Below are 11,964 nucleotides of genomic sequence, written 5' to 3'. Positions count from 1 at the left end.
TTTTACTTTAATTGGTATAAGCTCTTCATCAAGTTCACGAAACAGCGCCTGAACCTGGTTTTCACCGTGTTCAATATGGCCGCCAGGTATAGTGATTAAACCGGGATCGGTCTCCCTAGACTCACTACGCTTTTCTAGTAATACCTGCGATTCCTTCAGCATGATAAAAGAAACACACTCGTGGACATCCATCTAATTTTCCTAAAGCCGTTACAAAGGTAGTTAAGTTTGTTGTTCTAGCTTGTGTTAATGCTTAATTTACAACAAGCTTTTTACTCAGCCTTTCATACAATTCAAAAGCTTCTGTTTTAGATATCAAATTTCCGAGAGCGTATTGATGAGCTAGCTCAATATCGTCGCTTTGATTGGAGTAATAGCGCTTGGCGACTGCAGCACACTGGCTCAGATTGGTGTACCAACTGCCGTCTTGCTCGGCCACAAAATAATACGCCGCTCGCACTAACTTTTTACCAATTACCTTAACGATATCCGCATCAGTCATTGTTTTGAAACTCGAGGGCATTTGCTTAAGAAAAGTCGATAAATCGCCATTAAGAGCTTGGGCTATTTCATTACTGGGCTTATATCGTGGAAACTTTATAGATAGATCATTCCCCCAAATACAACAGCAACAATGCTTGAGCCAAAACTGCCAATGGAATTCTTCGTTGGGCTGCAGAACCTCTGAGAGAGACCCTGGATCAATATCAAGCTTAGTCACTTGAGGATAGGTTTGGGGTATGGTGTCGGAAAGTAGGTTAAATACTTCCTTTTCTCTCTGACCAACAGGCGTAGCGAGTACGATAGAAACATCCAAATCAGAGCTACCAACAATGGCCGTTCCTCTAGGCACGCTTCCATACAAGTAGATACCATCAACTTGACCTGGAAGTTCTCTTAGCAGCGAATCAACGACTGCTGACACCACGTCTTGAAATTCAGGCGCAATGTTCTTTGGCGAATAAAAATTTTGAATGAACCCTTCTCGATCGAGTCCTCTAGTTTGTTCTTGCACCTTGGGTTCCTATTTCAATCGTTATAATTAATCACACCGGATTCTGATGATGATTTGAGGAGTGCCAGTGGTTAAAGTAACATTAACTCTCGCTTAGTTTTATCGTCCAACTTTTCAATCGCGTAGCGAAAAGCAACTCTCGGTATTGCGGTATGCTTAGCGTTTAAATAACCAGTAACCTGTTGAGGTTCCTTTTTACTGAGGACTTTAAGCATCCAACCATATCCTTTCTGCACGAGGTCATGTCCATCTTCTAGCAATAGGTCTGCTACACAAAGCGGAGCCAACGCTGAGTATCGATTCTGATTGATCGGATAAATTAAGATGACAGCAGCAGCTCTACGTACAGCAAAATTCGAATGTTCGACCCATTTGGTTGTGAGTTCGAACAACTCATTGTATTGAGACAGTAACTCACCAAACGCATGAGTGCAGAAGTCATCACAATCATTCCAGTCAGTGACATACTCCATTAACCAATGCTCAAAGATTGGAAACGTTTCTTTCGAATATTGTTTTCTTACTCTAAAAGCCCAGTCGTAAGCAATAACACCTAACGCCCAATCCCTTTCTTCAAGCAATTGAGTACACAGGGACAAAACATTTGAGATATCTTTGTTTTTGATGGTTTTAAAAACGAGCGCCGATATAGATCGAACCTGCCCTGTTTTAACACTAGCCTCTGGATAACCAACGTCTGAAAGATGAAGCTTTACCGTTTCAACGATATTCATTAATTGCCAAACCTTCATAGAACTAAAATTAATATCAAAGTGAGATACACAGCACTTAAACCATACGCATTGAATTTATAAAATATAAGTTACCTTAATCACAACATTCATTATTGAGCATTTAAATTACCACTAAAACAAGGATATTCCCTTTGGTAAGAGTAACTTATAATGCATACTAGCGGCCTTAAAAAGAGGTGCTAAATGAAAAAGAACGGTTTTACACTTATTGAGCTTGTTGTCGTTATTGTGATCCTTGGAATACTCGCCGTAACTGCTGCTCCAAGGTTCCTCAACGTAAGTACTGATTCTCATATTGCAGTTGTGAAAGGCACTGGCGCTTCTTTTAAAACAGGTGTCGATTTTGCCTATTCAAAAAATTTAACCTCAAACGGTGGCGGTGCATCTACGAATGTACCTATCTATGATGAATCTGCAACAGGTCAGCTCGATTTCAATGAATGGGGATATCCAGCCCAGCAATGGTACGCAGAAGAAGACTTTCCAAGACTGGACAATACCGAAGATTGCATTTCGGTGTGGGGCGCTCTACTTCTTGATCCCCCTAGTGTTTCTAGCTTTAATTCGCCTACAGATACAGACTACATCGCTGAATATATACAGACGGATCAGTGTATCTATCATTATCGAGTCGTACCGGGAATTTCCATTGACTACAACTCAATGAATGGTGACGTCACTGTAGACGATGAGCCAGATAACTAAGCGCTAAATGTTGGTCTTTCAGAGTACTTGGGAATTTACGGTTTCTCTCAATAAAAGTGCCACACATTAAGAATCAACAGCACACATTTAAGACTGGCTTATTTTGGCGTAAACGAGCGTGCTGTCCATATCTCCTGATGGCAAACGTCGATCATTGGCTAAGCGATCTTCAAGTTGATAGCCACATCGTTTGGCCACGGCCTGACTTTTAAGATTCGAGCCTGCCATCCTAATTTCGACTCTTTTCGCACCTTTTTGAGTGAATGCATATTCTTCGATAATTCGGACAGCTTCACTCACGTAACCCAAGCCCGTTTTTGATGTTTGCAACCAGTAGCCGATTTCAAAGTAAGGGACAGTATCGTCTCTGATCATAAAGCCAATAGCCCCGATAAATGCCCCTGTTTGCTTTTCAATAATATTGAACCAGAACTCGCCAGTAAAGTTGGCGAAATTATTGGTAGCATCTTGAATGTTAAGTTCTAGCTGCTCTTTAGTTAGAGAATCAGAAACCCAAGGTAAGAATGGGGAAAACTCGGCCTTGCACTCATTTATCACCTCACACATCTCTTCGCTGTATTTTAATGATGGAGGGGTTAATTTGAGCCTTTCACTTTCCATCACTAAGCCTTTCCCCAATCAGATCGAACAACCGCCAATACAACTGTATCCCACCATTGACCTTTGAAGAGTCGATGTTCTTTAAAACACGCTTCTTGTTTCATTCCCAGTGACTTACATAATTTAATGGCAGCCAAGTTCTTGCTGATGGTTTCAGCGTAGATCCGGTGTATGCCTAACTCTGAGAAACCAAAATCAGCGAGGGCTTCAGATGCTTCTATAGAAAGCCCTTTTCCCTGAGTTTCCCTTGAGAAAGCACAGCCCATCGAAGCTTGTCGATCACCCTCAAGGCGCAAACAAACGGTTCCAATAAACTTCCCCGAGTCTTTGCTTTCAACCGCTAGTTGAAAAGACTGGCGTGGGACATCTAAAGCCTGTGCAACAAACAACTGGGTTAGCTCTCGATATTTGTTAGGTTCGCAATCACTTTCATCATAGAAACGCTGATACTTAGCGTCTTGAGACATCGCAACAAAAGCACACTCGTCTTCGAGACTCATATCTCGAAGAATCAACCTGTCAGTTTCCAGCTTAAACATCAAAATTCCTTTTTATCTTATAGCCTTGAAAGGAAAAGTCTCGGAGGTGTTTACTCGTATACTTTCCCGTTATGCTTCAACCAGCCATGAGTGTGATGATTACGAGGGTCTTTGTGCGTCCAGTGCATTACGCCACCTTTCTTGTTCCATTCATATTCACCATAAAATTCAACTCGATCGCCCTTTGCCAGTCCCTGAACACGAGGCGCTAAGTCAATATTATGTGCGACTAACAAGGTTTGTCCGCTATCGAGTCGCAAAATGAATTTCTGATGTCGAGAGCCTTTATTATCATCAGGAAGTACTCGATACACCGTACCCGATCCGCGCACCTGAACGTCGCTTTGGTGATTTTCGTAAGCTTGCTTAAGTCGCGTATCATTCGCTTGAACATGACTGATGCCGAAGCTAAGCAGCACCAAAAGTAGAGCGCAAAATTGTTTCATTCCTTTCATTTCCCATATCTGTGTGTTGATTTGGGATACTTGCTGGGCATCCCCTCTTTTAACGATGCTTGTACTGAGTCGGACAATAACCTCTCGAAACGTCCGAACTGCGCAGTTTTACATGCTTGGTCGAGCGCCCAGAAACACGTGAGCGCCACAGCTTAAAACTGCCAAGCTTGAGATGGCTACGCATAAAACGAATCACTTGCGATTCATTCAAACCAAATTGCTGTTCTATTGCTTCAAACGGCGTTCTGTCTTCCCACGCCATTTCAATAATTCTTGATTCATTCTCTTTGGATAACATCATACATACTCTTCCTTGATAAACTGGGAGAAATACGCTCGTTCCAAATTTAAAGATCACAGGACAAACACTTTGAATTGAACGCGTTATAACGTTCGATAAAACAACAGGCTACCAACTAGGCAATCATGGGGTTAAATAAGCTTGTGCGAACTCTCTAAGCACTCTCGCATTATTGTGGTATTTGCTATCCCCGCACTTTGTGCCATCTACTCTGATGTCCGGGCTAGAATATGCAGGTATAACATCTCGCTCATAAGACATCACTGTGCCTCTGTCAGCACAAATTGTACCGAAGGAATATTGAGGAGCTCTTGGATACGTTCCAGAAATGTAACTTTCTATACTATCAAAATCTTTCAATAACGTTTTATAGTCATGATTAGCACCACTTAAATGGCCAATTTCATGCTCCATTAAGTAATCAGGGCAGTTTATCGCTAAAGAAAAAAAGTAGGATACCGAAGAAGACATACCACAATAATCAGACTCAAAGCTAAAATTATAATTAGAAAATACTATCCCAGTAAAAATGGGGACGCTGTCTTCTGTTGTTTCTGGAATCGGTTCTTCCATCGAGAGTTTTAATAACCTCTCTGCTGCGCCCAAATCTTGAAACCAAAGGCTGTCGATTTCAGACGTATAAGTCACCTTAGTGACTTTTCTCGTCATAGGGACGCAGGAGTTTTTTAACACCAGATTCGAATAGCTTTCCCATGTCGCTATTTTAGAGGCTATAAATGCTTTGGAATATTCATCTAACACCGATTCATCAACATAAAGGTGGATTTCTGTATTCAAAACCTCGCTCTGTACACAAGTAGGAAACTCGATGCTTTGAGCATTGGAGAGTCGACTATTGCTCAACACTATAATCAAAACACAACCAACTAACTGGATGAGCCTTTTAAAAGAACTCTCACTGACTCGTGTATTCATTTCCACCCTCTCCCTATATTCAAAACCACAAAGAGCATCAAAAACGCCGTGACTTAAGATTCATATCAACCCCCATTACACATATAAGCATTGGCCTCTCAAAGTAACCTGCACTACCTGTGTTTTTCAGAAAATAAAAAGCTCGCCATACAATGACGAGCCTTGTTGATTATGGGAGCTTAACGCTTATAAGACCTTAACCTTAACAGATCTAGCCACTAAGACAGCTGATCGCGTAAAGCCAATTCAACGTTTTTCAATACTTTGAACTCTTCTCGAGTACAACCGCGCGCCACGGAAACCCAATGGTCGCCAGTTTCATCGACCCCTTTAAACTCTGCACGCAACTCATATCGTCGCCATGTAACAAACGCCAAAATAAAGGTCAGTGCAAGCATTGGTAAACCGAACTGAGGAACAAATGCCCAAGTCGCCGCCGAGAGGACTAAAGCCAACGAAACGATATTGATTGCGTTTTCTTTAAGACCCAATTGACGAATTTCTAACTGTTTGATTTTACGTAAGCTATACACATCTTTTTTAACTCGGAGTTCATCAGAGCCCACCAGAAAGTCTGATGCTTTGTATGACCTACGAAGTCGCACTAAATTCGCTAACCTGTTGCGTGTTTGGTTCTTATTCATCGCCTTTCTCCATGTTATTTAAAGGTTAGTAAAAACTAATATAATCATGAAGTTAATGAACGAATGCTTGTTTTATAAATCAAACCAATATTAAAATCAAGCCTATGCAATTAATAACAATTATAACAACACCACTTAGCATATAAAATTCAAATAAAAAGAAGGCTTATTGAGGAGTCTACTCATCGTAAATCGATGTACTTTAGTTAAGTGAGATATAGGCCGATAATATTTCCAATAACCGACCAAACATACCAAACGGCGGGCATAATTCCTCCTGCTTTGTAACCACTTATTTCAACGCGATTTTTGCGACAAACTTCGTGTTCAAGGAATGCTGAACAGTGGTCACATAACGCTCCACTTGTCATAGGTCGCATAACTCCCTTGCCCACTATCCATCCGGCTTTTAAATACCTGAATCACTCAATTGAACATATCAATATAGCTTATCGATTAAGCAATTGATCTCATAATGTAGAGTCTGTACGCTTACACTATGCACACGGTTACCTAATGAAGATCACGATGAACGAACTACTGACATGCGGTATGGAACAGAAACAACGAACAACGGTGACGAGTTTATTCGCAAGAAATGGATTTAAGATCGCAACGACTGACTTTGATGATGTGACTTTCGAACGTGAAAATGTGTTGGTCAACGTTCGATTTGATTCCTCTTCTAACGTTGAATCGATTTCAACTCTAAACAACTAACGAGCTCACAAGCAGGTCGTTAAAATAATTGAATGGCCAACATTCGAGTCATTTTAGCGTATCTTGCAACCTGCCCTTTTCTACTTCATCCCCACCCTCTTCTCTTCCAAAAGCCACCGAGTGACAATTAAATCAATAACTCGCAATTCCATGATCTTGGCTTATATTTATTAATACCCTTTGAAAAAAAATTCGAAATGATGACTATGTTCCTAACTCGGTTAATTTATGTCAGTACGCTCTGTGAAAGTTGCGATTCTCAGGCTTTGAACGACATTCTTCAGATTTCACACGACCGCAATAAGCAAAGCCATTTAACAGGCCTTCTAAGCCACAATGATAAGTATTTCCTGCAATGTATTGAAGGTTCGAGAACCACAGTGAACCATACTTACAATCATATCTTGAATGACACGCGACACAAAAACGTCATGATTTTATATTTCAAAGAAATCGATTGTAGGCAGTTTGGTGATTGGTCTATGGGTGATATTCCACAATCTAGCCTAACTGAACTGGTTAATTTACAGTTTTCAACATCAGACCAGTTCAACCCGTATGAGATGTCAGGAGAAAGTGCCTACCGAATGCTTCTGGAATTGAAACAGAATTTGCCATCAGAATAGCTCTTCGACCCAACTTAATCCGTAGAGCAAGCAACAAAAAGCCCCAACGTATGGGGCTTTTTGCGTTTTATTGTAAAGGCAACTATTCGTTATTCTTCGGTGAACTCTAATCGCTCTCGCTGCTCACCGCTTCTTGTTCACTGCCAGCAAGCGCTTGCTGTTCGGCGGTAATATCAGATTCTTTGAACACAATGAACGCGCGGCGGTTTAATGCATCGGCTTTTTCAGAGCGTTCATTAATCGCAGGCTGCAACTTACCAAATGACTTCACTTCCCAGATAAACTGCTTAGGATCGAGTTTGGTTTTGAGGTATTCAACCACCGTTTCTGCGCGGCGCTCTGCCAGCTTTTCATTGTAAGAAAGTGAACCCGCTTGGTCGGTGTGCCCTGCCACCATTATGCTACCTTGCAGGCCGCTCAACTTAGTTGTGAAGTCATCTAACTGAGTTAGGTCTTCTTGCTTGAGTACTGACTTATCGAAATCGAAGTGCGGCGTCATTGCCATATAAACTTTACGTTCTGGTTTTGGCGGCTCACAGAAAGGCATCTCTTCGTACTTCTGAGCTTCTTCAAACACGATAAATGCACGGCGGTTCTCCGCTCGGTCTTTATCTGTCTTACCAAACAGAAGAGGTTGAGTCTCACCAAGGTGTTTCACTTCCCAGTCATATTGCGTTGGGTCTAGTTGCCCTTTCAAATAATCTGCGACCGATTTAGCACGGCGCTGTGAAAGGCGCTCATTATATTCGAGAGAGCCCTTGAAATCAGTATGGCCGACAATCGTGATGCGCCCTTTTAAGCCTCTGATCTCTTTAACAAAGGTATCTAAGTTGATCTTGTCGAGGTCGCGTAATTGATATCTATCAAAGGCAAAATGTTCTGCGATGGCAATATGCACCTCACGCTCTGGCGCCAAACACTCGCTGATTAAAAACTTAGACACATCGATGCCAGCAAACTTGTCTCGGTTCTCCTGACTCACGAACGTGGCGGTTGCACAGCCGGACAGCAACAAAGTACTCATCACTGCGCTTATTAGGAAAATAATTGTTTTCATCTTACTCTTAACTGTCACTTTGAATTCTCAACTCTTAACTTTCGACCCACTTGGGCAGGCTTAGATCTTACCGACTAAGTTAATGAACACACCAGATGCGTCGTAGTCGTCATCATTGGTTAAGTCACTATCAAACGCAGAGAAGTTATAACCAATCCCCATTTTAAAGTTCTCGCCAATGTGCTTGTTCACCGAAACTAGCGCACCGTGTTCTAGCTCATCGTTGAGTGTGTCTGTTTTCCAGTGGTATTCACCCGTCACATCCCACTCTTTCATCACGCGATAAGAAGCGCTAAGTCCATATAGGTCGATGTCACTTTTAACCACCTCATTCGCACCAGATGCTCGTTCAAAAGCTTGCTGTTTGTCTTTATGGGCGTACTTAGTACCGACGTCCCAATGTTGGTCAATCGAATAGATCGCTTCAACTTCAATGATCTGACTGGTTTCGTCTTGATAATCCACATCGCGATCCAGTTGATCGAAATCTGCAATATACGTGTAGCGGCTCAGTAAATTGAGTCGATCGTTGTAGATCGGACGATACGCGAGGCCGCCAGTGGCTTCAGTAAATTGCGCCATAGTTTCGCCCGTAGTCTCGCTTTCGGTAATGGAGTAGTTGTACTTGCCGAACAATGTGTACTCTTCCGTTAAGTGATGCGTATAACGGTTGGTCGTCACGATTTGTTGAAGTTCTCGCTGAGCGATGTCAGGGTCGTCTTCACTCTTATCCACTCGGTATTCAAATTTGTGGCTAAGGGTTATGTCATCTAGGTCAATTGAGGCATTGAAGCTGATAGATTCACGCTCTGTGGTAATGTTCTGGTCATCTTCAATTTCACCAAGCTGATAACCAATCCCCATCTCGACATCTTCCGTCACATCGTAGCCAAAGCCGTATGAGTCGATACGGCCATGACCATCATTTTCATCAACAAACTGGTTCTCTTGGTAAAAATCGACACTGCTGGTGAGATCTGCACGCTGACCAACAATCACGTTGTTTTGGCCTTCGTAGTTATCATCTACATAAGTTACGTAGGTTGAGTGGTCATCGGATACATCGTAAGTCACAGTCGCTTCTGCTACTTGGCCTCGGTCGCCATCGGTGTATTCGCCACCAAGAGACAAGTCTTCCAACACTTGGAATTCAGCACCAATCGACGCGCTGTCGTTTTCATCATAGTCATCCGACTGGTCGACGGTCTTTTGCCCTTTGACGTAAACGCTGTTCTCGCTGTCCCACATGTATTCCAAACGCACACCTGCTAAGGTCGCATCGCTGTGCTCGTCGTTTTGGTTAAGCTCTTCAGTTTGTTGCCCTGCCGCCGAAACCTTAATGTGCTCGGTGATTTTAACTTGAGTCTCAATCTCAATCGTTTCAGTATCTGTTTCTAGATTACCATCGACATCGCGCTCTTCATTGGTCGAGAAACGAGATAGCACCGCCAAGCGATCAGTTGCTTGTAAACGAAGTTCAGCACCGTATGCCTCTTGCTCTAAATCATCGCTGCTGCTCGCGTAGCTGTATCCCGCGTCTTTGTCTCGATACCAAAGTTTCAGGTCATTACCAACGGCACCAAAGATGGTTGGGGCAAGGTCATAAAGGCTGGTGACAGCGGTGATTTGGACACTATCACCCTCGCGGTCTTCCAACGTGTCGCCAATGGGCGTAAAGGTTAAACCACCATCAGTAGAGACGAAATTCGACTCGGTTTGCCTACCTTCACTATGTGCAAACTCAGCCTTAATGTAGGTCCCCTCAGTGGCACGTAGCGTTAAGTCCGTTCCATAAGACTCGTAATCTTGATTGTCCTTTTCTTGAGTCGCATACGTCACGCCAACACCAACGTAATCGTTGATCCAACCTTTAGCACGACCACCGTAAGACATCGCATCTAATGAATCTGAACCTTGTGGGACGTACTCATAGTCGACAACCAGAAAGTTTTCGTAATCATCGCCGTTTTCAATCACGCTGCCAAAGCTGTCGGATAGGATGTTGTCGAGTGGCTTGGTCAAAATAATGCGACCTTGGTACGGGTCAAAGTCATAGTCGACGCCCGGCTCAAGTGGGATTTCATTCTGCACTAGGCCAGATTCATCTTTTACTTTGACGTAAACTTTGTCACTTCCCGGTACCGCTTCACCATGACGAAGGAAGTACAGAGAGCCGCCTGTGCCCAAGAACTCATCGTGTGCATACAACGAATCTGCTTCTGCGGTAAAACCGACCACGTTCAAGCGATCTTCACCATATTGTGTAGTATCGCGAGTACGATAATCAGCTTTGAAACCATAGAGGCTACGGTTGTAATCGTTGTTCTCGGTGCCTGTTAAACCCGTGTTGTAGTTACCCCACAAGTATTGAGACTTATCGTATTCCACATTGAGGTAAACCTTGCCCTTGGTGTTGACCACTTTTTCGATGTTTGAGCTATCGCCATAGTTGCCGTAATAAAGCTCATCGTCGTCTTCGAGGATATCAAACACATCCGAATCGTCGGAGGCGAACGGATGTTTGAACATGTCTTTGATTTCACTTTCTCGCGTATCAAAGTGAGTCGTTACACGAAGTTTGTCGCCAAATTTACCCTGACCAAAGTACGCTAAACGACCTTGGTTATAGATGTCATTTTGATACTGGTCATCGACACTTAATGCATCGCTATTACCAGACACATTATTCTTACCAACATAAAGATCAGCCAAACCGGTTTGTGCGTAGTACGTATCTGGAATACGAACGTACAGCTTGTAACGACGTTCATCACCGTTATCAAACACAACCTTGGTAGGGAAAATGTAGGAGTCTGTTGGTAAGTACTGCTCTGCATATAAGTTGCCATCTTCGACATCAAATTCATCTTCACCGATGATGACTTTATCTACGCCTTTCAAGCCAGTGCCGATGAACTTCGCTAAACCCGCATTGGTCGGGATGTTGTGACGCATCAGCTTTGCCTGTCCGTAACTTTTACCTTTGCTCTCTTCATCGTCGTTATCGTTTCGGTCGATATCGACTTCAGAGTCCGGCTTAACTAAGTCAGTCACACCAACGGTGGTCACATCCATGTTGCCATCTTTGTCCCACGCTTTTAGGCGGAACATCAGCTGCTCACCGACCTCAAACTGATAATCAACATCAGTTTGACCATCCCAATTGATGTCAGAGTCGTTCGCCAGTTTATCGCCTTCAAGCACAGCGATTGGCTCAGACAGACCAAAGTCACCCACTCGGTACACTTCCAACTGGTACTTTTTGATGTAGTAACCGTAGTTGGTGGTAATGGTGAAACCGACGCTGTCACGCAGTGTGCCTTGTTCGACTTCTAATTCATCGCTGACACTGACATCTAATACTGGGTCAAAGCGAGTGATGTCACGGCTTGCCCAAATAGCGCCTTGCTCTAAGTAAATACGCGAGCTGTCTTGGTCTTGGTTCGGCTTGGTGATTTCAATGCCAGTCGTCTCAGAACCGAGTTTTTCAAGCTTACCTGTGTCTTTCGCTACCGCCATCACAGGAATGGCCGTTAACACACACGTCGCTAAACGAGACTTACTAAATACTTTCATACAATTTCCAGTTA

Annotated in this window: 14 protein-coding genes; 3 read left to right on the top strand and 11 right to left on the bottom strand. The window is 43.0% G+C overall.

Annotated elements, in window-relative coordinates; all coding sequences use genetic code 11:
• From AB4585_RS22045 to AB4585_RS22035, 3 genes are all read right to left on the bottom strand, one after another.
• The coding region (locus AB4585_RS22045) for an NUDIX domain-containing protein (RefSeq protein ID WP_372170941.1) at positions 1-192 on the bottom strand (192 nt) is incomplete at its 3' end.
• A 61-nt stretch (positions 193-253) separates the two neighbouring features.
• A complete protein-coding gene (locus tag AB4585_RS22040) occupies positions 254-1,015 on the bottom strand; it encodes a nucleotidyltransferase domain-containing protein (protein ID WP_372170939.1) in 762 nt (253 codons plus the stop codon).
• Between the two features lie 71 nt (positions 1,016-1,086).
• Positions 1,087-1,749 (bottom strand): DNA alkylation repair protein, encoded by a 663-nt coding sequence (locus AB4585_RS22035; RefSeq protein ID WP_017095882.1) that lies wholly within the window; start codon positions 1,747-1,749, stop codon positions 1,087-1,089.
• A gap of 204 nt (positions 1,750-1,953) precedes the next feature.
• Here AB4585_RS22035 and AB4585_RS22030 point away from each other — a divergent pair, with 204 nt between their 5' ends.
• The gene (locus AB4585_RS22030) at positions 1,954-2,475 is read left to right on the top strand and encodes a type II secretion system protein (protein ID WP_102446920.1); all 522 of its coding nucleotides are present in this window, start codon (positions 1,954-1,956) and stop codon (positions 2,473-2,475) included.
• Between the two features lie 87 nt (positions 2,476-2,562).
• Here AB4585_RS22030 and AB4585_RS22025 read toward each other — a convergent pair whose 3' ends face one another.
• The 6 genes from AB4585_RS22025 to AB4585_RS22000 form a co-directional block, all read right to left on the bottom strand.
• A complete protein-coding gene (locus AB4585_RS22025; RefSeq protein WP_102446921.1) occupies positions 2,563-3,096 on the bottom strand; it encodes a GNAT family N-acetyltransferase in 534 nt (177 codons plus the stop codon).
• 2 nt (positions 3,097-3,098) lie between these two features.
• Positions 3,099-3,635 carry a GNAT family N-acetyltransferase gene (locus tag AB4585_RS22020; protein WP_372170936.1) on the bottom strand — a complete coding sequence of 179 codons (537 nt, stop codon included), beginning with the start codon at positions 3,633-3,635 and terminating at the stop codon, positions 3,099-3,101.
• Between the two features lie 50 nt (positions 3,636-3,685).
• The gene (locus AB4585_RS22015) at positions 3,686-4,081 is read right to left on the bottom strand and encodes a DUF3465 domain-containing protein (protein WP_017067223.1); all 396 of its coding nucleotides are present in this window, start codon (positions 4,079-4,081) and stop codon (positions 3,686-3,688) included.
• A gap of 58 nt (positions 4,082-4,139) precedes the next feature.
• Entirely contained in the window at positions 4,140-4,391 is a 252-nt protein-coding gene (locus AB4585_RS22010; RefSeq protein ID WP_065583896.1) for a TIGR03643 family protein, read from the bottom strand.
• A 123-nt stretch (positions 4,392-4,514) separates the two neighbouring features.
• Complete coding sequence (locus AB4585_RS22005) at positions 4,515-5,327, bottom strand: hypothetical protein (RefSeq protein ID WP_372170933.1); 813 nt, start codon at positions 5,325-5,327, stop codon at positions 4,515-4,517.
• Positions 5,328-5,545: 218 nt separating this feature from the next.
• On the bottom strand, positions 5,546-5,971 hold the full coding sequence (locus tag AB4585_RS22000) for a hypothetical protein (protein ID WP_372125363.1): 426 nt from the start codon (positions 5,969-5,971) through the stop codon (positions 5,546-5,548).
• A 528-nt stretch (positions 5,972-6,499) separates the two neighbouring features.
• Here AB4585_RS22000 and AB4585_RS21995 point away from each other — a divergent pair.
• Positions 6,500-6,691, top strand: a complete 192-nt coding sequence (locus tag AB4585_RS21995; protein WP_017065380.1) for a hypothetical protein — start codon at positions 6,500-6,502, stop codon at positions 6,689-6,691.
• A gap of 206 nt (positions 6,692-6,897) precedes the next feature.
• Positions 6,898-7,317 (top strand): BLUF domain-containing protein, encoded by a 420-nt coding sequence (locus tag AB4585_RS21990; RefSeq protein WP_372128963.1) that lies wholly within the window; start codon positions 6,898-6,900, stop codon positions 7,315-7,317.
• Between the two features lie 106 nt (positions 7,318-7,423).
• Here the strand turns inward: AB4585_RS21990 and AB4585_RS21985 are convergent, their stop codons facing one another.
• Positions 7,424-8,374: an OmpA family protein gene (locus AB4585_RS21985; protein ID WP_372170930.1), complete on the bottom strand. Its 951-nt coding sequence runs from the start codon at positions 8,372-8,374 to the stop codon at positions 7,424-7,426.
• Positions 8,375-8,434: 60 nt separating this feature from the next.
• Complete coding sequence (locus AB4585_RS21980; RefSeq protein ID WP_372170928.1) at positions 8,435-11,950, bottom strand: hypothetical protein; 3,516 nt, start codon at positions 11,948-11,950, stop codon at positions 8,435-8,437.
• Positions 11,951-11,964 lie beyond the last annotated feature (14 nt).

The organism is Vibrio sp. 10N.222.49.C9, from assembly GCF_041474985.1.
Classification (GTDB): Bacteria; Pseudomonadota; Gammaproteobacteria; order Enterobacterales; family Vibrionaceae; genus Vibrio; species Vibrio crassostreae_C.
The sequence above is the reverse complement of the archived record's forward strand: the minus strand, read 5'-3'. Positions and strand labels throughout refer to the sequence as shown.

What these genes read in the sequence shown, in the direction of transcription:
- AB4585_RS22005 (WP_372170933.1), bottom strand. Translation starts at nt 5,327, where the DNA reads ATGAATACACGAGTCAGTGAGAGTTCTTTTAAAAGGCTCATCCAGTTA.
- AB4585_RS22010 (WP_065583896.1), bottom strand. Translation starts at nt 4,391, where the DNA reads ATGATGTTATCCAAAGAGAATGAATCAAGAATTATTGAAATGGCGTGG.
- AB4585_RS21995 (WP_017065380.1), top strand. Translation starts at nt 6,500, where the DNA reads ATGAACGAACTACTGACATGCGGTATGGAACAGAAACAACGAACAACG.
- AB4585_RS22025 (WP_102446921.1), bottom strand. Translation starts at nt 3,096, where the DNA reads ATGGAAAGTGAAAGGCTCAAATTAACCCCTCCATCATTAAAATACAGC.
- AB4585_RS22030 (WP_102446920.1), top strand. Translation starts at nt 1,954, where the DNA reads ATGAAAAAGAACGGTTTTACACTTATTGAGCTTGTTGTCGTTATTGTG.
- AB4585_RS21985 (WP_372170930.1), bottom strand. Translation starts at nt 8,374, where the DNA reads ATGAAAACAATTATTTTCCTAATAAGCGCAGTGATGAGTACTTTGTTG.
- AB4585_RS22015 (WP_017067223.1), bottom strand. Translation starts at nt 4,081, where the DNA reads ATGAAACAATTTTGCGCTCTACTTTTGGTGCTGCTTAGCTTCGGCATC.
- AB4585_RS22035 (WP_017095882.1), bottom strand. Translation starts at nt 1,749, where the DNA reads ATGAATATCGTTGAAACGGTAAAGCTTCATCTTTCAGACGTTGGTTAT.
- AB4585_RS21980 (WP_372170928.1), bottom strand. Translation starts at nt 11,950, where the DNA reads ATGAAAGTATTTAGTAAGTCTCGTTTAGCGACGTGTGTGTTAACGGCC.
- AB4585_RS22000 (WP_372125363.1), bottom strand. Translation starts at nt 5,971, where the DNA reads ATGAATAAGAACCAAACACGCAACAGGTTAGCGAATTTAGTGCGACTT.
- AB4585_RS22020 (WP_372170936.1), bottom strand. Translation starts at nt 3,635, where the DNA reads ATGTTTAAGCTGGAAACTGACAGGTTGATTCTTCGAGATATGAGTCTC.
- AB4585_RS21990 (WP_372128963.1), top strand. Translation starts at nt 6,898, where the DNA reads ATGTTCCTAACTCGGTTAATTTATGTCAGTACGCTCTGTGAAAGTTGC.